We start from the raw sequence: 22,150 nt of genomic DNA, 5'->3' as shown, positions 1-22,150 counted from the left end.
ATTGCATTTTTCAAGGTGGAGGGGCCAATTTGGCTACACTCTTGTGCGCAGTCGAAGCACTAGGAGAGTTGAGCGATGAGGGCTTCCTGAAGATTACGGAAGTCGCTGGAACGTCGGCTGGGTCGATCGCCGCAGTCTGCCTTGCGCACCCTTCTCCAAATCCTGAGCTTATCCAAAAGATAGTTAGGCTGTCAGGCGATAATATTCAAAGCTTTCAACTACCCAGCACGAAGTTCGGCATTTTTAAGAAGCTTGCATTTGGCGGTGCGCTTTTGGATGAAAGAAATCTGGAAAATATCATTCGATCCTTTTTCTCAATTGGCGATCGAGCGATGTTATTCAAGGACGCAGTGTATCCTTTGAGGATTTGCGCTGCCGATATCAAACGGTCGAAGCCTGTAATTTTTCATAAAGAAAATTCGAAACCGCTAGAGGAGGCTGTTACTGACTCTTGCTCTATACCATTTGTCTTTCGTTCGTACGGCAACGGATCGTACTTAGCTGATGGTGGTGTGATGGCCAACTTATTAGATCAGTCGGTGTTCGCGGATGCGAGCGCACATACACTTGCCTTTTCTTTTCAGAACGGTAGTGAAAAGCAATATGATGGCTTGCTTTCTTTCTCTCGGTCAATTGTCGAGTCGATGATAGATAACGCGGTGAATGAGGCGAAAATACGAATCCTCAATTCGGGAGGGTACGTCTGTGAGTTACCGTCTCTATTCGGGACTTTGAATTTTGCCGATGCACTCATCTCCCTGAAGGATGATGCTTTCAGAGAGGAAGTGGTAGATAAATGCAAAACGCGGATACGTTCTGGCCTCGAAGATTTCCATAACAAGTCGTCGCTTTTGGCTCATGGGGATCGCATGGCTCAAATGCAGAACTTCATCGGTACTACGTTCGATGCCATTAAGCGGCGTGATCCTTATCGGGTAATTAATGGTGTAATAGCCTGCAAGGCGAACTGTTTATTTAACTTACCCGACGGTCGTAGCAAAAATCCCGACATTCAAATAAAGAGAGTTGAAATTGAGCCTACGGGCGGAAGTATCCAGTTCTTCCGGATCGGCATTTCCAAAGGATCTGACCCTAGATTGACCAACGAAATTTCTTGTAGAGTCTATGACAGTAGTGAGAGACTCCTACCTGCGACTTTCGAAGTGTCTTCGAGCTTTGAAGACGGCGTGAGCGTTCATCGGTTATGTGTTATCCTCGACGATGTTCATTTATCAGAGTGCGGCCCCATAACTGTGAGCATGATGACCACTCATCAAAAAGGATTGATGGAAGACTTGAAATCGGTTGGGCGTACTGAGTGGATGCGTTCAGAAGCTCATCGAGATGATGAAATTGAGGTTCAGGATTTTGTTCTAATCTTGCCAAAATCTTTCCCTAATCTTAATCTAAGTGATTTAAGGAATAACCTGCACAGGTGTCACGCGCCGCCGGATGATCTGAGCGCTTCGGAACTTAACTGGGAGGTCGGGCGTTCTATGACTCATGACGAGTTGGAGGAGCATCAAACTTGGTTGCGCTCTGAGCCCGGGTTCCGATATGTTGGGTGGCGCGTTCGCAACGTCAAAGGTCGTTGCTCATGCGGTGTCTTGATTGAACAAGATATCGGTGTTTAGTTAGCGATGCGTACGACATATCGTCTTCGCATCGAGCAGGAGGAAAAAATGTCTCTGCCTATTGACACAATTATATAAAGAATCGCTCGAATAGAGCCTTTGAGGGTCGCCCGGTGGGGCGGCCCTTATCTTTACCGACGCAGGTTTTTGAACCGATGTAGTGTAACCTGCAAGGTCAGCCCTAGTTCACCAGTTTCCCCAACACCCGAACCCAGCTCCGCATTCCCTTGTGAAAGCTCCTCAGCGCATATTTCTCGTTGGGGGAGTGGATCTGGTCGTCGTCCAATCCAAAGCCAATCAACATGGCGGGCATGTCGAGGTAGTCGCCAAAATAGCCCGCGATGGGGATGGAGCCGCCGCAGCCCGCGAACACCGCCGGGTTTGGCCATTCGTCCGTCAGCGCTTGGCGCGCCGCTTCGAACAGCGGCGAGGAGGTGTCCATTGTGGCCGCAGGCGAGGCGCCGTGGGCCTTGAAGGTGACTTTGCAATCGGGCGGCAGCGCGGCGGTGACGTAGGCGCGGAAGGCCTCGCGGATGGCGTGGGGGTCTTGTTGGCCGACGAGGCGGAAGCTCAGTTTGGCGTGGGCCTCGGAGGGCAGCACGGTTTTGAAGCCCGCGCCGGTGTAGCCGCCCCAGATGCCGTTGACGTCACAGGTGGGGCGCGACCAGATCATCTCTTGCCCGGTGCGGGTGTTTTCGCCTGCGGGATGCGACAGGCCGACGGCGTTGAGGAAGTTGCAGGCGGTCTCGGCCGGGTCGCCGAGTGCCTCCCACTGGGCGCGGACCTCGGCGGGGAGTTCGGGCACGCCGTCGTAAAAGCCGGGCAGAGTGACGCGGCCGGTGTCATCGTGCAGCCCGGCGAGGACGCGCGAGAGCACGCGGATCGGGTTCATTGCGATGCCGCCGAACATGCCGGAGTGCAGGTCTTTGTCGGGGCCGGTGATGGTGAGCTCTTCGCCCAAGAGCCCGCGCAGCATGGTGACGATGCCGGGGGTGTCGGGGTTGATCATGCCGGTGTCACAGATCAGGGCGACGTCGGATTTCAGCTCGTCAGCGTTGGCCTGCATGAAGGGGATGAGGGAGGGGGAGCCGGATTCCTCTTCGCCCTCGAAAAAGAAGGTGATCTTGCAGGGGAGTTTGCCGTGGGTGGCGATCCAGGCGCGGCAGGCCTCGATAAAGGTCATGAGCTGGCCTTTGTCGTCAGATGTGCCGCGGCCCCGGATCACTTTTCCGTCAGGGGTGTCTTCGATTTGCGGATCGAAGGGATCGTTGTGCCAGAGATCGAGAGGGTCGACCGGTTGGACATCGTAGTGGCCGTAGAACAGCAGGTGGGGGGCACCTTCGCCAATGTGGCCCACGACCATTGGGTGGCCGGGGGTGGCGCGTTTGGAGACCTCGGCCCCGATGGACCTCAGATCGGCCACCAGCCAGTCAGCGGCGTGCTGGCATTGCTCGGCATAGGCCGGATCGGTGGAAATTGATTGAATCCGAAGAAGCTCTTTCAAGCGGTCAGATGCCGCATTGAGGTCAGCGTCGATTCGGGCCAGAACGGGGGAGATATCCATGGGGAGGTTTCCTTTCAGCGTCAGACACTAGCCAACACGAAACGACTGTCCAGTGACCTTTGACATAGATCAAAGCTGCGTCGATGGGTCATCTTTAGTAGTGGTTGTCAGACGGGGAAACTCGTTGTAGGTATTCAGGAACGTGAATTTGACGGTTTTCGGACTGTGGGGTTCAAACGCAGGGCTAAGATGCCCCACGCAAAGGGAGGTGCTCCGGTGAGCCAGACTATGGATTATACCGCGAAGCTCGACGATGCTTTGAACCGTCTGCATGACGAGGGCCGGTACCGGACGTTCATCGATATTGAGCGTAAGCAGGGCCATTTCCCGCATGCTGTGTGGCGCAAGCCTGATGGCAGCGAAAAGCCGATCACCGTGTGGTGTGGCAACGATTACCTTGGCATGGGGCAGCATCCGGCTGTGCTCGCGGCGATGCATGAGGCGATTGAGGCGACAGGCGCAGGCTCGGGCGGGACGCGGAATATCTCGGGCACCACGGTGTATCACAAGCGGCTTGAAGCCGAACTTGCCGATCTGCATGGCAAGGAATCGGCGCTGCTGTTCACCTCGGCCTATATCGCCAATGACGCGACGTTGAGCACGCTGCCGAAGCTGTTTCCGGGGCTGATTATTTATTCCGACGCGCTGAACCATGCCTCGATGATCGAAGGCGTGCGCCGCAATGGCGGGGCCAAGCGGATTTTCCGTCATAATGACGTTGAGCATCTGCGCGAACTGCTTGAGGCGGATGATCCTGCGGCGCCTAAATTGATCGCATTTGAATCGATTTATTCGATGGATGGCGATTTTGGGCCGATTGAGGCGCTTTGCGATCTCGCGGATGAATTTGGCGCGCTGACCTATATTGATGAGGTGCACGCGGTGGGCATGTATGGCCCGCGCGGCGCTGGCGTGGCCGAACGTGACCAGCTGATGCACCGGCTTGATATCATCAACGGCACCCTCGCCAAGGCCTATGGTGTGATGGGTGGCTATATCGCCGCAAGTTCGAAAATGTGTGATGCCATAAGGTCTTATGCGCCGGGCTTCATCTTTACCACCTCGATCCCGCCCGCCGTGGCGGCCGGGGCTGCGGCGAGTGTGAAACACCTCAAGACCGACCAAGGATTGCGCGAGCGGCACCAGACGCAGGCCAAGATCCTTAAGCTGCGGCTCAAGGGTATGGGCCTGCCGATCATCGATCACGGCAGTCACATCGTTCCGGTGATCGTGGGCGACCCGGTCCACACCAAAAAGCTGTCGGATATGCTGTTGGAAACATACGGTATTTACGTCCAGCCGATCAATTTCCCCACCGTCCCGCGTGGCACAGAGCGGCTGCGCTTCACGCCCTCGCCGGTACACGGACCCAAGGAAATGGACGCCCTTGTCAGCGCGATGGATGGCCTGTGGTCGCATTGTGCGCTGAATCGCGCCGACCTATCCGCCTGACTAGGTTTTTACCTGATCTTAGTCTTGTTACGTGTTAATCTTGGCCTATTAACAGGATGATACGAATCGTCCTGAACCTGAGAAGGTTGGCCTATGGGGTGATGGGCTAAATCGGGACGGCGGAAAGGCGGGGCAGATCGGATGATTGGGCGCAGATCAAAGCGCGGCGCAGGTGCGCAAGACGAGAACGTCAGCCCAAAAGGCTTTGACGACTTCGCTCTGCGTCTTGGCGACGTGATGCGCGGCGAGCGTGCGACGATGGGCAAATCGCTCCTTGATGTGCAGCGCGAACTCCGGATCAAAGCCTCTTACATCGCCGCAATCGAGAACTGTGACCCCGAAGCCTTTGATACGCCTGGATTTATTGCCGGGTATGTGCGCTCTTATGCGCGCTATCTGAACATGGATCCGGACCTGACGTTCCGCAAATTCTGTAGCGAAAGCGGGTTCAGCACCGCGCATGGCATGTCTGAAAAGGCATCGACCCAGCGCAAGTCGGGGCGGGTGAAATCATCGCAGATCAAGGGCGAGCGCGATCTGTTCAAAGATCCCAACATGCCGTTTGTACCGGGCGGCGAGAGCGTGTTTGCCCGTGTCGAACCGGGTGCCATCGGCTCGATGCTGGTGTTGCTGACGCTGATTGCCGGGATCGGCTATGGCGGTTGGAGCGTGTTGCAGGAAATTCAGCGGGTGCAGTTGACGCCGGTGGATCAGACGCCGATTGCGCTCGCCGAGCTTGACCCTCTTGAAGGGGCGGGCCGTGTGCTGCCCGAGGATGCCGATCCGGATGAAATTCGCGCCGCAGGGGTGTTTGCCCCGCCGGTGCCCGAGCCGCTCGACCGGTTGTATCGCCCACAGGCGCTTGATGTGCCGGTGATGATCGCGCGCGATGCGCCGATCTCGACGCTTGATCCTTCGCGCGTGGGCAGCTTTGCCAATGCGGCCCGTGCGCGTGCGCCGATGCTCGAAACAGCGAGCGCCGAAGCCTCGGGGGATGTGCCGTTGCAGCAGGCCATCGAAAGCATTCTGCCGCAGGTGCTAGAAGCGCCGAAACCGGGTGTGCAGCTTGTCGCGGTGCGTCCGGCTTGGGTGCGTGTGCGCTCGGCTGAGGGCAGCGTGTTGTTCGAGGGCGTGATGAACGCCGGCGATACCTATCAAGTGCCGCAAACCGACGAGGCGGCGACGCTTCGCGTGGGGGCCTCAGGGGCGATTTACTTTGCCGTCAATGGCCAGACCTATGGCCCCGCCGGTCCGCGCGGTGCGGTCACGTCGAACGTGGCTTTGGCAGCCGCCAGCTTGACCGAGCGCTATCAGGCCGCCGATCCGGCCAACGACGGCGATCTGGAAAAGATGGTCGCGCAGCTCAATCTGCGTGTGGCCGCAGCGCCGACAGCACCGGCCAGCGAATAATCAACACATTGCATTGTCAGACGTCCTGACTAGGTTGCAGGGCAAGTACCGCTATTTGCAGGAATGTCCCGATGAGCCTCAATCACATCCGTCCGTGGCGCAATATTTATCGCCGTAAAAGCCGCCAGATCATGGTGGGCAATGTTCCGGTCGGGGGCGATGCGCCGATTTCGGTGCAGACTATGACCAACACGGTGACGACCGATGTGAAGGGCACTTTGGACCAGATCATTCGCGCGGCCGATGCCGGGGCGGATATCGTGCGGGTCTCGGTGCCAGATGAAGCGTCGGCCAAGGCGATGAAAGAGATCTGTCGCGAGAGCCCGGTGCCTTTGGTGGCCGACATCCATTTCCACTACAAACGCGGGATCGAAGCCGCCGAGGCTGGCGCGGCCTGTTTGCGGATCAATCCGGGCAACATCGGCTCTGAAGAGCGGGTGCGCGACGTGATCAAGGCGGCGCGCGATCATGGCTGTTCGATGCGGATCGGGGTGAACGCCGGATCGCTCGAAAAGCACCTGCTCGACAAATACGGTGAGCCGACACCCGAGGCGATGGTGGAATCAGGGCTCGACCATATTAAGCTATTGCAAGACAACGATTTTCACGAGTTCAAGATCTCCTGCAAAGCCTCGGATGTCTTTATGGCCGCAGCGGCCTATCAGGCTTTGGCCGAGGCGACAGACGCCCCGATCCACCTGGGCATCACCGAGGCGGGCGGGCTGACCTCGGGCACGATCAAAAGCGCGATTGGCATGGGCAACCTGCTGTGGATGGGGATCGGCGATACCATCCGGGTGAGCCTGTCGGCGGACCCGGTCGAAGAGGTCAAGGTTGGCTTTGAGATCCTGAAATCGCTCGGACTGCGGCACCGGGGGGTGAACATCATTTCTTGTCCGTCGTGTGCGCGTCAGGGCTTTGACGTGATCAAGACGGTCGAGACTTTGGAACAGCGGCTCGAGCATATCAAGACGCCGATGAGCCTGTCGATTATCGGCTGTGTGGTGAATGGCCCCGGTGAGGCGTTGATGACCGATGTCGGTTTTACCGGCGGCGGTGCTGGCAATGGCATGGTCTATCTGGCGGGCAAGGCAAGCCACAAGATGTCGAACGAGCAGATGGTCGAGCACATCATTGAAGAGGTTGAGAAAAAGGCCGCTGAGATTGATGCGCGCGAGGCGCAGGCGGCGGAATAATCTTCTGCAACCGGTCGGCTTTTAAGGTTAATTTGGCGGCCGGGCGTTGTGACACGCCCGGCCGTTTTGCATTAGAGCGCCGCGATCACCCGTCTTGCCGGGTCTGATCGACCATCTGCCGCATGCCTTCAAGCGGCAGGTAGCCGCGCAGCATGGTGTCTTCGAGCACGAAGGTCGGCGTGCCATTGATCTTTAGCTTTTGCGCCAGCGCGCGGGTGTCGGCGATGATCTGCGTCACCTCGTCGTCGTTCATGCGCGCGATCACGGCATCGGCGTCGACCTCGAGCGTCTCGGCAATTTTGCGCAATGCGGCTTCGGTGACGCTGCCGTTGAACCGGATCAGCGTGTCATTGGCCGCGACATAGGCTTCGTCCCCGGCGACATCACGCACCGCGATGGCGAACTTCGCGCTTTCAAGGCTGTCAGGTCCAAGGATCGGGAACTCTTTGGTAATGAAGCGAATATTGCCGTCGGTTTTGATCAGCTCATGCACCTCGTCATGCGCCTTGCGGCAATAACCGCAACGGTAATCGACAAATTCGACAAGGGTGATATCGCCGTCGGGATTGCCGCCGACATGGCTCACACCGTCGTTGAAAATCGCCGCGTGATTGTTGGCGATCAGGTCTTCGTCCTGGCCATCCTGAGCGGCGGCTTTCTGGCGCTCAAGCTCGTTGACGGCGTCGATGATCACCTGCGGATCATCCATCAGAAAGGCGCGCACTTCCTCGCGGAAAATCTCGCGTTCGGCGTCGGTCATCTCGGTAAGATCGGTGGCCAGCGCCGGGGTGGCAAGGGTGAGGGCGAGGGCGGTGGTCTTGAGTAAACGTTTCATTAGGGTTCCCTGTCTATTATATCTTGGCCGCTAACGCAGGCTTCTGGTGGCAGAAAGCACATCCTGCGCCCGCCGCCAAGGGCCGGAGCCGTTGGGCAAAAGCCCCTCGGCGCGGGTGGCATGTAATCTTGCGTCTTTCATCTGGCCCTGCAGCGCATAGCGTTCGGCGGTGACCAATGAGGCCATGCCGTTGTTGCCGGTTTTGGCATAAGCCACCGCCAGATCGCGCAGGATGCGCGGGTCGCGGAAATCGCGGCTGCGGGCCTTTTCCAATGTGGTGAGCGCGCCAGCGGGGTCGCCTGCGGCCAGTTGCGCCCGGCCCAAACCGCCAAGAATAAGCGGCTGGTTCGGGGCCATTGCGGCGGCCTGCCGATAGACCTGCACAGCTTGGCCAAATTGCCGGCTTTCCAGCAGGATCTGGCCTTTAAGCTCAAGATAAAGCGAATCTTTTGGCCGCATGGCGAGCGCGGCGTCGATGGCCGCTAACGATTTCTTTAGGTTTGATGAGCGATGATGGGCCACGGCCTGCCGCATCAGTGCGATATCCTTGCTGACGCTGCTGTTGGCACGCCGGAGGGTCCAGCCGGGGGCCCGCAGAAAGGCCGAGAGCTTGCCATTGGCTCGGTCAAACCAATAGTCCGCGCCGGGATCGTCGCGGGGGGCAGTTTTGTTGCCTGCGATAAACGCCTGCGCCGCCCGCAGCCGGTCGCGCGTGAGCGGGTGCGAGCGCATGTAGGGGTCTTGCCGCCCGGCCGAGAGCGCCTCTTGGCCGCGAAAGATGTCGTGGACGTCGATTGCCCCTTGGGGATCGATCCCGGCGCTTGTGAGACTGCGCAGGGCCGTGATGTCAGCCGAGCTTTCCTCGGCGCGGGTGTGCGACAAAAGCTGGCGCAGCGCGGCGCTTTGGCTGCCTGCGGCAATGCCGGTGGCCACGCTGGGGGCACCGGATGCGGCGGCGGCCGCGGCGAGGACAAGGCCCAATCCGGCGGCGGTGCGGGCGGCGCGCATATTGCCGGCGCGGCGGGCGAGGTGGCCATTCGCGATATGCGCGGCCTCATGGGCGATGACGTACTGCAGGGCTTCGGCGCTGGTCAGTTTCATGATCAGACCGGCGTTGACAAAGATGTGCTGGGTGTCGGCAACAAAGGCGTTCAGCGAACTGTCGTTGATGATCAGAATGCGGGTCGAGCCGGGCAATCCGGCGGCGCGCAGCACCGGTGCCGCGATTTGGGCCAGTGCATATTCCACATCCGCATCGCGGATCAGCCCGCGCGCCGCAGCGGGCAGCGTCAGCACGGCCCAGACTGCAAGGGATGCCGCAAGGGTTCTAAGTATCTGCATTGACCTGCCTGCCTTGATCCCGGAAAACCGGATTTGGCAGAGTTTGGGAGAGATGAATGCGAGACTCAAGGCGCGGCGAAGTTGATCCCTTCATTGTGATGGATGTGATGGAGGCCGCACGACAGGCCGAGGCCACGGGTCGCCACATCATCCATATGGAGGTGGGCCAGCCCGGAACCCCTGCGCCACAAGGCGCATTGGACGCGGTGGCGGGCGCGATGCGCGACGATCCGATGGGCTATACGGTGGCCTTGGGCCTGCCGGCGTTGCGGGCGCGGATTGCGCGGCTTTACGCCGATTGGTACGGCGTGACGCTCGATCCGGCCCGCGTGATTGTGACGCCGGGCTCTTCGGGGGCCTTTTTGTTGGCGTTCACCGCGCTGTTTGATGCGGGCGACAGGGTGGCGATCGGCGCGCCGGGCTATCCCAGCTATCGCCAGATCCTCAGCGCCTTGTCGCTAGAGCCGGTGGACTTGCCGACGCGGAGCGAGAACCGTTTGCAACCGGTGCCGGATGATTTCGCGGCGATGGATATTCAGGGGCTGATGGTGGCCTCGCCGGCCAATCCCACCGGCACCATGCTAGACCGGGCCGCGATGACCGCCCTGATCGAGGCCTGTCAGGCCAAGGGCGCGGCGTTTATCTCGGACGAGATTTACCACGGCATCGAATATGAGGCCAAGGCGGTGACGGCGCTGGAAATCACCGACGACTGCTATGTGATCAACTCGTTTTCGAAGTATTTTTCGATGACGGGCTGGCGGGTTGGCTGGATGGTGGTGCCCCAAGACCATGTGCGCAAGATCGAGCGGTTGGCGCAGAACATGTTCATCTGCGCGCCGCATGTGGCGCAGGTGGCGGCCTTGGCCGCTATGGATTGCGACGAAGAATTGCGCGGCAATCTCGCGGTCTATGCCGAGAACCGGCGGCTGATGCTGGAGGGGCTGCCGCAGGCGGGGTTTGACCGGATCGCGCCGCCCGATGGGGCGTTTTATGTCTACGCCGATGTCAGCCATCTCACCGACGACAGCCTCGTGTTTTCGCGTGAAATTCTGGACGAGGCCGGGGTGGCGGTGACGCCGGGGCTGGATTTCGACCCTTTGCGGGGGGGCGGCACCTTGCGGTTTTCCTATGCGCGCTCGACCGCGGACATTCGCGAAGGTTTGAGCCGGTTGAAGACGTTTATGCAGGCGCGGGGGAAAATTCTTCGATGAATTTTCTAACGAATTTTTGAAAATTCGTCTGCGCGTCGACTGCGGGGGATGTGTTAGACTGGAGGGATGTTGTCCTGAAAGGATTCCCCGAATGTTGCGTTCATTTGTGTTTGTTTTGGCCTGCCTTCCGGTCGCGGCTTTTGCCGTCGGCTCTGACACCTCGGCGGAGGAGACCACGCCGCCCAAGCCCACCGAAACCACGTTGGATTGCGTCGATGGTCAGGTTTGGGACGCAGAGACTGCGGCCTGTGTCGAGGTTGAAAGCCAGTTGCTCGATGATGATACGCTGTATGGTGCCGCGCGGGAATTTGCCTATGCCGGTCAATATGATGCGGCGCGCACCGCAGTTCTGGCGATGGCGGTACAAGACGATGGCCGGGCCGAGACTTACTTGGGATTTACCGCCCGAAAGATGGGCGATTGGGACGCGGCGAAGGCCCATTACGACCGTGCGATCGCGCAAAACCCCGACAACATTCTGGCGCGGTCCTACATGGCGCAAGGGTTGGTGGAGCGGGGCGATAAGGCCGGGGCCGAGCTGCAATTGACCGAGATCCGCGCGCGCGGCGGGCAGGGCAGTTGGGCGGAAGCGGCGCTCGAAGAGGCCATCGCCACCGGAGTCACCTCGCGCTATTGACGCGGGGTGGGTTCAGGGATGCAGGCTGCGCCGGGGGCTGATAATCCGGCGAAAACAAACGGGCGTCAGACCCGGTGAATGAGGGTCGTGAGGTATGAGCAGATATATTTTGAAGGCGATTGCGGTCGCTTTGGCGCTGTGCGGTGGCGGCACCCAAGCGCAGGAATTTGGTGCGCTGGCACGGGTTGATGCCGCGGAAACCGGCGTGACCAAAGGCTGGGGCGGGGCGGTGACGCTTGAGTTTGCGCTAAGCCAAGGAGTGCCGTGGCGGGCCTATACGCTGGCAAACCCTGACCGGCTGGTTCTCGATTTTCAGGAGGTGGACTGGACCGGGCTGTCGGCCGAGGCCTTTGCGGCGGATGCTTTGAAAACCGTGCGCTTTGGCGCGGTGCAACCGGGCTGGTCACGGTTTGTGGCCGAGCTGGCGGTGCCCTTGGCGGTCAAGACGGCGGCGCTGGACGTGGCAAAAGACACCGCCTCGGCGCATCTGCGGGTGACGTTGGAAAAGACCGACCGCGCGGGGTTTGACGCCGCCATCGGGGCCGCGCCTGACTCGCGTTGGGTTCTGCCGGAGCCTTCGATGCGGGCCGACACCAAGGGTGTGCCGGACCGGTTGATTGTCATGCTCGACCCCGGCCATGGCGGCCTTGATCCGGGTGCCCTGCGCGAAGGGTATCGCGAGTCCGATCTGGTGTTGCAATTGGCGCGTGACGTGAAAGAGGCGCTGGTGCGTGCCGGTGGGATCGACGTGGTGATGACCCGCGAAGAGGATGTCTTTGTCTCGCTCGAGGCGCGGGTGTCCGAGGCCCGCCATGCCGGGGCGCATCTGTTTATCTCGCTGCATGCCGATGCGCTGGATGAGGGCATTGCCCATGGGGCCAGCGTTTACACCCTGTCGGACACCGCCACCGACGAGGCCAGTGCCGCGCTGGCCGAGCGGCATGACCGCAGCGATCTTTTGGCCGGGGTCGATCTGACCGGATCGGACGATGAGGTGGCGCAGGTGCTGATGGATCTGGCGCGGCACGACAATGGGCCACGTTCGGCCATGCTGGCAAAGGCGATCATCACCGCGATTGAAGGCGAAGTCGGGCAGATTCACAAACGCCCGCTGCGCGAAGCCGGGTTTTCGGTGTTGAAGGCAGCGGATATTCCAAGCGTGCTGGTCGAGGTTGGATTTCTGTCGACCGACCGCGATCTTCAGAACCTGCAAGACCCGATCTGGCGGGCCTCGATGGCGCGCGGGATCCGCGATGGTGTGCTGGCCTGGTCGCTGGCGGATGCCACAATTGCGCCGCTGCGCAGAAAGTGAGCCGCTGCGGCCAAGCTGCGGCCAATTGGCTGAAATCCGCAGGCAGGTTAATTAACGGATGTTGTGTTTTGACGGGTCGGATGATGCGCCCTATATAGTCCCTCTAACCAGCAGGAGCGCGTGGTGCTGAGGTTCATCCTTTCTTTCTTTGGCGGTATCTTTTCGGTTGTTACGATGGGGGCCGCCGCCGTTGCCCTGTCGGTGGGCGCGATCTTCTGGGTCTATGGCCGGGATTTGCCCAGCCACGAATCGCTGTCGCAGTACAAGCCGCCGACGATCAGCCGGATTTACTCGGGCGAAGGCCGGATGATTGATGAATTTGCGCAAGAGCGCAGGTTGTTTGCGCCGGCCAGCGAAATTCCCGATCTGGTGAAACAGGCGTTTATCTCGGCCGAAGACAAGAATTTTTACGAACACGGCGGCTATGATGCGCGCGGTATCGTGGCGGCGGCGGTTGAGGCGGTGCAATCGCGCGGTCGCAATGTGCGCGGGGCCTCGACCATCACGCAGCAGGTGATGAAGAACTTCCTTTTGTCCGGCGACCGTCGGATCGAGCGCAAGATCAAAGAGATCATCCTCGCCACCCGGCTCGAGGAAACGCTTGATAAGGATCGCATTCTTGAACTTTACATGAACGAGATCTTCCTCGGTCAGAACTCTTATGGTGTGGCCGCTGCCGCACAGACCTATTTCAACAAGACGCTGGGCCAGCTTGCGCCGCATGAGGCTGCTTTTCTGGCCTCGCTGCCCAAAGCGCCGTCAGAATTCCATCCGGTGCGCCGCAAGGACCGGCTGCGCGAACGTCGCGACTTCGTTCTCGAGGAAATGAAGGAAAACGGCTATATCACCGAGGCGGTGTTTACGCAGGAAGTGGCGCAGCCGCTGCGCTCGGTGCAGAATGGCGATTTCGAGAGCTTCAAGAACGCGCTGCCGCCGCGCGATTATTTCACCGATGAGATCCGGCGCCAGTTGTCGGATGACTTTGGCGAGGGCGAGTTCTTTTCCGGCGGTCTGACGGTGCGTGCCACGGTCGACCCGGATATGCAGGTTTTGGCCGCGCATTCGCTGCAAAAGCAGCTCGAGCAATTTGATCGCGGCATCGGGAGATGGCGCGGCACGGGCAAGAAGATTGACCCGGCCAAGCTGGGCAATTGGGCCGAGGAACTGTCTGGTGTGAAAGTCGCGCGCGATGTGACGCTGGAAAGCGAATGGTTCCCGGCGGTTGTGCTCGAGATCGAGGACCAGCAGCTTCGGCTTGGGATTGAGGGCGTTGACCCCGGTTCCAACGCGCCGCATGCGGTGCCGCGCAAGGATATCGACTGGATCCGGGGCGGGTTTCAGGACAATTTCGCCGTGGGTGATGTGGTGCATGTGCGCCGTATGACCACGGGCGATAATGGCGCTGGCGACTTTATCCGCTGGACCCTGCGGCAGGTGCCAGAGGTGCAGGGCGGCTTTATGGCGATGGACGTGAACACTGGCCGGGTGATCGCGATGCAGGGCGGATTTTCCTATCAGCACTCGGTGTTTAACCGCGCCACGCAGGCGATGCGCCAGCCCGGCTCTTCGTTCAAACCTTTCGTCTATGCCTCGGCTTTGGACAGCGGCTATACCCCGGCGACCATCGTGGTGGATGCCCCGATCGAGATTGACACGCCGCAGGGTGTGTGGCGGCCCAAGAACGCCTCGAACCAGTTTTACGGCCCGACGCCGCTGCGCACCGGGATTGAACGGTCGCGGAACCTTATGACCATTCGTCTGGCGCAAGAGGTCGGGATGGACACAGTGGGCCGCTATGCCGAGCGCTTTGGGGTGTACGATCGGATGAGCCCGGTTTTGGCCAATGCGCTGGGGTCGCAAGAATCGACGCTGTTCAAGATGGTGGCGGCCTATGCGATGTTTGCCAATGGCGGCGAGCGGGTTGAACCGACGCTGGTGGACCGGGTGCAGGATCGCTACGGCAAGACCGTTTATCGCCACGACACCCGCGATTGTACCGATTGCAACGATCCGACGATTGCGCAGGCGCGCGGGCCGCGGATTGTATCGGACCGCGAGCGGGTGATGGACCCGGTGACGGCCTATCAGCTGACCTCGATGATGCAGGGCGTGGTCGAGCTTGGCACCGCGTCGGGCAGCGTCAATCTGCCCGTGCCGACTGCGGGCAAGACCGGCACAACCAATGACGCCAAAGATGTGTGGTTCATCGGTTTCACCTCGAACGTGGTTGCGGGCTGTTACATTGGGTATGACCAGCCGCGCAGCCTTGGGCGCGGGGCGTCGGGCGGTGGCTTTTGTGGGCCGGTGTTCCAACGCTTCATGAGCGAAGCGATCAAGAAACACGGCGGCGGCAAGTTCCGTGTGCCGAGCGATTGCGAATTCATCAAGATCGACCGCTTTTCGGGGGCACGTTTGAATGACGGGGCATCGGGTGCCAACGTGGTGAACGAGTGTTTCCGTCAAGGCGAAGAGCCGGTGTTTGGCATCATGTTTGACGGTGGCTTTGCGATGGGCTCGAACTTTGAGGTGATCGCGCCGTCGGGTGGCGCCGCCAAACAGGTGACCACATCGACCGGCAAAAAGGCCGTTGTGGGGCCGAAGGCTTCGTTTGGCACGCTGTCGTCGGGCGGTCTTTACTAAAATCTGCACTGGAATTTGCACTGGAATTTGCGCTGTCGGCCCTGCGGGGCCGGCGCGGGGCAGGCCAGGAGGAGCCTTCTGTTGGCTTGTCTTGGCGATGGTTTGACCCCGCTCTTGTCCCGGTGCGGGCGGCTTGGTATCAGGCAGGTCTGAAACGCTAGGCCGGGAATAGACATGCGCGCGGAAATCCAGAACAAGGTTGCGGAAATCGAGAAGTCGCTGGCGCTGTTGGCGCAGCGTATGGACTATGAAACCGCGCCGCACCGGTTGGAAGAATTCAACGCCATGACCGAGGATCCCGACCTGTGGAATGATCCCGAGAAGGCGCAGCAGTTGATGCGCGACCGTCAGATCCTGATGGACAAGGTCGCCACCTACGAGACGATGAAGCAGGACCTGTCGGACAATCTCGAACTGATCGAGATGGGCGAGATGGAGGATGATGCCGACGTCGTGGGTGAGGCCGAGGCGGCGATTTTTGCGCTGGTTGAAAAGTCCGCGCAGAAAGAGCTTGAGGCGCTTTTGGACGGCGAGGCGGATTCCAACGACACCTTCCTTGAGATCAACGCCGGGGCCGGGGGCACGGAAAGCTGTGACTGGGCGTCGATGCTGGCGCGGATGTATGTCCGCTGGGCCGAGCGTCGCGGCTATAAGGTCGAACTGCAATCCGAGAGTTCGGGCGAAGAGGCGGGGATCAAATCCGCGTCGTATAAGATCACCGGGCACAACGCCTATGGCTGGCTGAAATCGGAATCTGGCGTGCACCGGCTGGTGCGGATTTCGCCTTATGACAGCGCGGCCAAGCGGCACACCTCGTTTTCCTCGGTCTGGGTTTATCCGGTGGTCGACGATAACATCGAGATCGAGGTTAACCCCTCTGATATCCGCATTGATACCTACCGGTCGTCCGGCGCGGGCGGGCAGCACGTCAACACCACTGACTCGGCGGTACGGATCACCCACCATCCCACGGGCATCGTTGTAACCTCGTCCGAGAAGTCGCAGCACCAGAACCGTGATATTGCGATGAAGGCGTTGAAATCGCGGCTGTATCAGCTTGAGCTTGACCGCCGCAACGCCGATATCAACGCCGCGCATGAGGCCAAAGGCGATGCGGGCTGGGGCAACCAGATCCGGTCGTATGTGCTGCAGCCCTATCAGATGGTCAAAGACCTGCGTACCTCGCATGAGACCAGCGACACCAAAGGTGTGCTCGACGGCGATCTTGATGGGTTTATGGCGGCGACTTTGGCGATGGATGTCTCGGGCAAAAGCCGGGCCGAGGCGCAGGGCGACGACTGACCTGTTTCGGTTTGTCGGTTGCACAAGTCTCGCCGGATAACGCCTGAAAAGGTGACCAAAATCAATGGAATATAGTAAGATGATGATCACCTTTCGCCCATGCCAAACGCTTGGAATGACCCGCATCGCCGGGGCGCAGCAATGATCCCGGCGGCGCGTATTCACTCGGCCTCGGAATTGCTGGATGCGATCCTTGATGGACAGCCCGCCGAGCAGGCGCTGACCCGTTGGGCGCGCGGCAATCGCTATGCGGGCTCGAAAGACCGGGCCGCGATCCGCGATCTGGTGTTCGATGCGCTGCGGCGCAAGCGCTCTTATGCGGCCTATGGCGGCGCAATGACGGGCCGTGGTTTGATGATTGGCGCCCTGCGTGCGGCTGATGCGGAACTCGACGAAAGCTTTACTGGCACGCGCCATACCCCCGAGGCCCTTACCGATGAGGAACGGGCTGCTTTTGGCACGCCTGACGCCGTTGAGGCCCGCGACTTTCCCGATTGGCTCTGGCCGGAATTCGAGCGCTCTTTGGGCGACAATGCCACGGCCGAGGCATTGTTGCTGCGCGACCGTGCGGAGGTGTTCCTCCGGGTGAACCGGTTGAAATCTGACATGGAAACCGCCCAGTCGCGGCTGGCCGAAGAGGGTATTCTGACCGAGCCGCATGTTCTGTCTCCGACAGCGTTGCGGGTGAAAGAGGGCGCGCGGCGCGTCCATCTGTCTGCTGCGTTTGCCGATGGGTTGGTCGAATTACAGGACGCCGCATCGCAGGCGGTTGTCGATTTCATCGCGCCGCAAGCGGGGCAGACGGTGCTGGATTATTGCGCGGGTGGCGGCGGCAAGGCGCTGGCGATTGCGGCTTTGACCGGCACCGCCGTGGTGGCGCATGATGTCAGCCCGGACCGGATGCAGGATATTCCCAAGCGCGCGGACCGTGCCGGTGCCTTGATCGAGACCGTAGAGCAACTGACGGGGGCCTATGATCTTGTGGTCTGTGACGCGCCCTGTTCGGGCAGCGGCAGCTGGCGTCGCGCCCCCGAAGCAAAGTGGCGGCTCGACCCGTCCCGGCTTGATGAGCTTTGCGAGATGCAGGCCGAAATTCTTGAGACAGCACAGGCCCTTGTCGCCTCTGGTGGGCGGCTGGCCTATGCCACATGTTCGCTGTTGGACTGTGAGAATGCAGCGCAGATTTCGGCCTTTGTCGCGCGCAATCCGGATTGGGTTTTGCAAGAGGCGCGGCAGTTTAAGCTGGCCGATGGCGCGGATGGATTTTTTGTGGCGGTCATGCAGCGCAAATAAACTGGCAGAAACCTGCAATTGTCGCAGGTGCGGTTAACTCGTCATTAACGGTCTTTCGGTGTAATATGCGGGAACGCAATTTCGCCGGGAGAGCCGAATTGGCCGAAACTGTCAGCGCCGAGCTATCCGAAGTGCAGTCGCCTGCGCCCCAAGATCGTCGATCATTGTACATGATTGCGGGATCGGTCGCGCTTATCGTGGCCTCCGGGCTGGTTTTCAGTGGCGGCGTGGCACTCGGGGTCTTGGCGCTGGGGATCGGCATGTTCGCCTCGGCGCTGGTGCTGCACAGTCGCACCGTCTTGCAGCGGCGCGGGCAGCTTAGGTCCCTTCATCATCTGCGCACGCTGATTGCCGCTGATCCGGCTGTCAGTGTCATTGCGGATGCCGAGGGCACGGTGCACCACTTCAATCCGGCTGCGCAGACCCGGTTTCAGAACAGTGATGTTCCCTCAGAAGAAGAGACGGGCGAGGGCGGCAATGTCGCGTCATTGTTGCGCGGTATGATGGCCAATCCGGCCAGTGTCGTTTACCGGCTGCAGAAAAAGGCCGATGAAAAAGGCGGTGCCGAGGATGTGGTGAGCACGCGAAGCGGGCAGGTTACCATTTCGGTGCATGAGGTCACTGCCGGCTTGCGGCTTTGGCGGATCGAAGAAAGCCGCGGCACGCCCGCCGAGCAGTCCGACAATGGGTTGCTGCCACGGGTCACGGTTGGCCGTGGCGGGACGATTCTGTTTATGAATGCGGCAGCGCGTAAAATGATCGGGCGTCGGGTGTCTTCGCTTGACCGACTAAGCTCCGGCGCGCTGGAAAACGGCAAGGTTGCAACGCTTGATGCCGCTGGCGGGCCTTGTGCCCGGCTGATCAGCGAGGTTGCGCTGAATGGCGGGCGACGCGAGTTGTTTTTCCTGCCACCTCCGGCCGAATCCGGCGGCAGCACCACTTTTGACGGGCTTCGCGTGCCCCTGATGAAGGTGTCGCAAAATGGCTGCGTTATCCGGGCCAATAAGGACGCGCTGAAGCTGCTCAATGTCGAGGATGTCGCGGGGCGTAAGCTCGCAGATTTGATGGAGGGGCTGGGCCGTCCTGTTACCGACTGGCTGAAAGACGCCGCGGCGGGGCGTAATCAAAATCACTCCGAATTTCTCCGCATTTCCCGCCGGGATCGTGAAGTTTTTGTCCAGGTTGTCCTTAACCGGGTGTTTGAGGATGGTGAAGCCTCGCTGATTGCCGTGCTGAATGACGCGACCGAGCTAAAGACGCTTGAGGCGCAATTCGTGCAGAGCCAGAAGATGCAGGCCATTGGCCAGTTGGCCGGGGGCGTTGCGCATGATTTCAACAATCTCCTAACTGCGATTTCTGGCCATTGTGATCTGTTGTTGCTGCGTCACGATCAGGGCGATCCGGATTATGGCGACCTCGTCCAAATCAACCAGAACGCCAATCGCGCGGCGGCACTGGTGGGGCAGCTATTGGCGTTTTCCCGCAAGCAGACACTCTGCCCTGAAGTGCTTGATTTAAGGGATACTCTTTCGGATCTCACGCACCTTCTGAACCGGCTTGTCGGTGAACGGGTGGCGCTCGCGCTTGAACATGATCCTGTCCTTCGAACCATTCGCGCTGACAAACGGCAGTTGGAACAGGTTCTGATGAACCTCGTGGTTAATGCTCGGGATGCTATGCCAGAGGGTGGCGAAATCCGGATTACTACAGAAGGTCTTACCTTGACCTCTCCCCTCAAGCGCGATCGGGCCACTGTACCGCCGGGTGATTATGTTCTGGTGAAAGTGCAGGACAAGGGCGTCGGAATTGCACCCGACATGCTGCAAAAAGTGTTCGAGCCGTTTTACACGACCAAACGCACCGGCGAGGGGACCGGACTGGGTTTGTCGACCGTCTATGGTATCGTCAAACAGACCGGAGGCTTCATTTTTGTCGATTCCGTGATTGATGACGGCACGTGCTTTTCGTTGCTGTTCCCGGTCTTTAGCGAAGTTTCGCCCAAGTCTGCACCCATTGCTATGAGTGAAGAACACCCTCTGAATGCGACAGAACATGACGCTGTCATTCTCTTGGTCGAAGACGAGGCACCAGTGCGCGCATTTGCCAGTCGGGCCTTGCGCATGCGTGGTTTCAAGGTGTTGGAAGCCGCCTCCGCCGAGGAAGCGCTTGAGCTTTTGCGTGACCCGGAGATCGAGGTGAACGTCTTTGTAACCGATGTTGTGATGCCCGGTTTGGACGGGCCAAGCTGGGTGCGCCAAGCACTAGAAGACCGTCCAGAGGTCAGGGTCGTATTTGTGTCCGGCTATGCTCAGGAAAGTTTTCACGACGACCAGGCAAATATCCCAAACTCGATCTTCCTGCCCAAGCCGTTCTCGCTCGTAGAACTCACTGACACCGTTCAGCGTCAGCTACACTAGCGAGATCAGACGATACTGTCATAGAGTTTGAATTCTGCCGCACATTTGCGGCGTAATTTTCTTTCGATGTCTGGTGAGAGCGCGACGTCGAGAGTCGGCGAGACGTTCTCGCGTGGCAGATCTAGCGTCATGGACAAGCGGTCTTCGAGGAAGCCGATCAGACGAGACTGGGATTCGTATCGGAACAGATGGGTGATCTGGGTGCCATTCGGTCGAGGTTCGAGAAACTTGGATTGGCTTCCGACATTGGCAAATCCCGGACGGCTGCCCATGCAGTATCCCTCGACGAATTCGTCAAAGCTTAAGGCCTCGGTCGAATTCTGTTTGCCACTCATGAACGGCCGTTGACGATAGCGATACCAGCTCGACAGCCAGGATATTGGCTCGCGCATCACGGCCACGCTCTCCATGTCGGTCGCACCCATTTTTTCGAACATCGGGCGAAAGAAACGATTGTAGCGATAGACCGGCGCATGTTTCAGTTCGGGAGGATTAAGGATCGCCATGTCCGCCCGTGACGCGAGAGCCTTTTCATAGGCTGACGTTCCAGTCTTGGGAACCGCTAGGAAGGCCAGCCTTTCTTTCCAAAAGACAAGCACTTATGAATTCCTCTTAATGTTCAAGATCAAGCTTCATCCAATCATATGCCTCGATCTTTCCAGCGTAAACCACTCTTTAAGGTTTATGATGAAAACTGGATTAACATAGAATTCTCTTGAAATGTTCTCGTTTTGATCGCAAATAGGAACAAGGCAAGAACATTTGGTAGCATTGCCGCCCTTCGGGTGGTATGAAATAAGGGGCTCAACCAATGGCAACGGCAGATCTTCTCTCAATGAACAAAAAGAGTAATCCCGACAAGCAGAAGGCGCTCGACAGCGCCCTGGCCCAGATCGAACGGCAGTTCGGTAAGGGATCAATCATGAAACTTGGCGGCGAAAACGCGCTGCCAGATATCGAAGCGACGTCGACCGGATCTCTCGGTTTGGACATTGCCTTGGGTATTGGGGGTCTGCCGAAGGGGCGGATTATCGAAATTTACGGCCCGGAATCCTCGGGCAAGACCACATTAACGCTGCACTGTGTGGCCGAAGAACAGAAAAAGGGCGGCGTTTGTGCATTTGTCGATGCGGAACACGCACTTGATCCGCAGTATGCCAAGAAGCTTGGCGTTGATATTAATGAACTGCTGATTTCGCAGCCCGACACAGGCGAACAGGCGTTGGAGATCGTCGATACGCTGGTGCGTTCGGGTGCGGTTAACCTTGTGGTTGTCGATTCGGTCGCGGCGCTGACCCCGAAATCCGAGCTTGAAGGCGACATGGGGGACAGTTCCCTTGGCGTTCATGCCCGCCTGATGAGCCAAGCGATGCGCAAGTTGACCGGCTCGATTTCGCGCAGCAATTGCATGGTGATCTTCATCAACCAGATCCGGATGAAAATCGGCGTGATGTTCGGCAGCCCGGAAACGACGACAGGCGGCAACGCGCTGAAATTCTACAGCTCGGTCCGTTTGGACATCCGCCGCATTGGTTCGGTCAAAGACCGCGACGAGATTGTCGGCAATGCGACGCGCGTGAAAGTGGTTAAGAATAAGGTCGCGCCGCCGTTCAAACAGGTGGAATTCGACATCATGTATGGCGAAGGCATCTCGAAGATGGGCGAGCTGATCGATCTTGGTGTCAAGGCCGGGGTCGTCGATAAATCCGGTGCCTGGTATAGCTATGGCGACGAACGGATCGGGCAGGGGCGTGAGAATGCCAAGACCTTCTTGCGCGAAAACAAGCGGATGGCGCTGGAGATTGAAGACAAGATCCGTGCCGCGCATGGGCTTGAATTCGACATGCCGCCCGATGAACAGAACGACGACATCGTCGAAGCGTAACCAAAAGTCGCAGATGGG

The 22,150-nt window shown here is 59.3% G+C and carries 16 protein-coding genes; 12 read left to right on the top strand and 4 right to left on the bottom strand.

Translation table 11 applies throughout. The features are described from left to right. Positions 1-68: 68 nt before the first annotated feature. Positions 69-1,634 carry a patatin-like phospholipase family protein gene (locus ACW9UO_RS02840; protein ID WP_457087477.1) on the top strand — a complete coding sequence of 522 codons (1,566 nt, stop codon included), beginning with the start codon at positions 69-71 and terminating at the stop codon, positions 1,632-1,634. A gap of 181 nt (positions 1,635-1,815) precedes the next feature. On the opposite strand, the gene ACW9UO_RS02835 is transcribed toward ACW9UO_RS02840, so the two are convergent. Next, positions 1,816-3,198, bottom strand: coding sequence for a M20/M25/M40 family metallo-hydrolase (locus tag ACW9UO_RS02835; RefSeq protein WP_457087476.1), 1,383 nt, complete (start codon positions 3,196-3,198; stop codon positions 1,816-1,818). A 228-nt stretch (positions 3,199-3,426) separates the two neighbouring features. On the opposite strand from ACW9UO_RS02835, the gene hemA reads away from it, so the two are divergent. The 3 genes from hemA to ispG all read left to right on the top strand — a co-directional run bounded on the left by hemA (position 3,427) and on the right by ispG (position 7,256). Beyond that, complete coding sequence (hemA, locus tag ACW9UO_RS02830; RefSeq protein ID WP_457088591.1) at positions 3,427-4,650, top strand: 5-aminolevulinate synthase; 1,224 nt, start codon at positions 3,427-3,429, stop codon at positions 4,648-4,650. Positions 4,651-4,791: 141 nt separating this feature from the next. Then, positions 4,792-6,060, top strand: coding sequence for a helix-turn-helix domain-containing protein (locus ACW9UO_RS02825; RefSeq protein ID WP_457087475.1), 1,269 nt, complete (start codon positions 4,792-4,794; stop codon positions 6,058-6,060). Between the two features lie 71 nt (positions 6,061-6,131). Next, complete coding sequence (gene ispG, locus ACW9UO_RS02820) at positions 6,132-7,256, top strand: flavodoxin-dependent (E)-4-hydroxy-3-methylbut-2-enyl-diphosphate synthase (protein ID WP_457087474.1); 1,125 nt, start codon at positions 6,132-6,134, stop codon at positions 7,254-7,256. 85 nt (positions 7,257-7,341) lie between these two features. Here the strand turns inward: ispG and ACW9UO_RS02815 are convergent, their stop codons facing one another. Together ACW9UO_RS02815 and ACW9UO_RS02810 are read right to left on the bottom strand one after the other, a co-directional pair. Further along, entirely contained in the window at positions 7,342-8,091 is a 750-nt protein-coding gene (locus tag ACW9UO_RS02815) for a DsbA family protein (protein WP_457087473.1), read from the bottom strand. Between the two features lie 30 nt (positions 8,092-8,121). Continuing rightward, a complete protein-coding gene (locus ACW9UO_RS02810; protein WP_457087472.1) occupies positions 8,122-9,432 on the bottom strand; it encodes a M48 family metalloprotease in 1,311 nt (436 codons plus the stop codon). Between the two features lie 56 nt (positions 9,433-9,488). On the opposite strand from ACW9UO_RS02810, the gene ACW9UO_RS02805 reads away from it, so the two are divergent. The 7 genes from ACW9UO_RS02805 (at position 9,489) to ACW9UO_RS02775 (ending at position 20,247) form a co-directional block, all read left to right on the top strand. Beyond that, complete coding sequence (locus tag ACW9UO_RS02805) at positions 9,489-10,646, top strand: pyridoxal phosphate-dependent aminotransferase (RefSeq protein ID WP_457087471.1); 1,158 nt, start codon at positions 9,489-9,491, stop codon at positions 10,644-10,646. Between the two features lie 91 nt (positions 10,647-10,737). Next, positions 10,738-11,283 (top strand): tetratricopeptide repeat protein, encoded by a 546-nt coding sequence (locus tag ACW9UO_RS02800; RefSeq protein ID WP_457087470.1) that lies wholly within the window; start codon positions 10,738-10,740, stop codon positions 11,281-11,283. 94 nt (positions 11,284-11,377) lie between these two features. Continuing rightward, the gene (locus tag ACW9UO_RS02795; RefSeq protein WP_457087469.1) at positions 11,378-12,595 is read left to right on the top strand and encodes an N-acetylmuramoyl-L-alanine amidase; all 1,218 of its coding nucleotides are present in this window, start codon (positions 11,378-11,380) and stop codon (positions 12,593-12,595) included. Between the two features lie 123 nt (positions 12,596-12,718). After that, entirely contained in the window at positions 12,719-15,235 is a 2,517-nt protein-coding gene (locus ACW9UO_RS02790; protein ID WP_457087468.1) for a penicillin-binding protein 1A, read from the top strand. Positions 15,236-15,409: 174 nt separating this feature from the next. Next, the gene (prfB, locus tag ACW9UO_RS02785; RefSeq protein ID WP_457087467.1) at positions 15,410-16,537 is read left to right on the top strand and encodes a peptide chain release factor 2; all 1,128 of its coding nucleotides are present in this window, start codon (positions 15,410-15,412) and stop codon (positions 16,535-16,537) included. A 99-nt stretch (positions 16,538-16,636) separates the two neighbouring features. Continuing rightward, the gene (locus tag ACW9UO_RS02780; RefSeq protein WP_457087466.1) at positions 16,637-17,830 is read left to right on the top strand and encodes an RsmB/NOP family class I SAM-dependent RNA methyltransferase; all 1,194 of its coding nucleotides are present in this window, start codon (positions 16,637-16,639) and stop codon (positions 17,828-17,830) included. A 98-nt stretch (positions 17,831-17,928) separates the two neighbouring features. Continuing rightward, positions 17,929-20,247: an ATP-binding protein gene (locus tag ACW9UO_RS02775; protein WP_457087465.1), complete on the top strand. Its 2,319-nt coding sequence runs from the start codon at positions 17,929-17,931 to the stop codon at positions 20,245-20,247. A 5-nt stretch (positions 20,248-20,252) separates the two neighbouring features. On the opposite strand, the gene ACW9UO_RS02770 is transcribed toward ACW9UO_RS02775, so the two are convergent. Then, positions 20,253-20,846 carry a gamma-glutamyl kinase gene (locus tag ACW9UO_RS02770; RefSeq protein ID WP_457087464.1) on the bottom strand — a complete coding sequence of 198 codons (594 nt, stop codon included), beginning with the start codon at positions 20,844-20,846 and terminating at the stop codon, positions 20,253-20,255. Between the two features lie 212 nt (positions 20,847-21,058). On the opposite strand from ACW9UO_RS02770, the gene recA reads away from it, so the two are divergent. Beyond that, positions 21,059-22,132 (top strand): recombinase RecA, encoded by a 1,074-nt coding sequence (recA, locus tag ACW9UO_RS02765; RefSeq protein ID WP_457087463.1) that lies wholly within the window; start codon positions 21,059-21,061, stop codon positions 22,130-22,132. Positions 22,133-22,150: the final 18 nt, after the last annotated feature.

The organism is Marinovum sedimenti (genome assembly GCF_054052205.1).
Note: the sequence above shows the minus strand (reverse complement) of the source record. Positions and strands in the feature narration are given on the sequence as shown.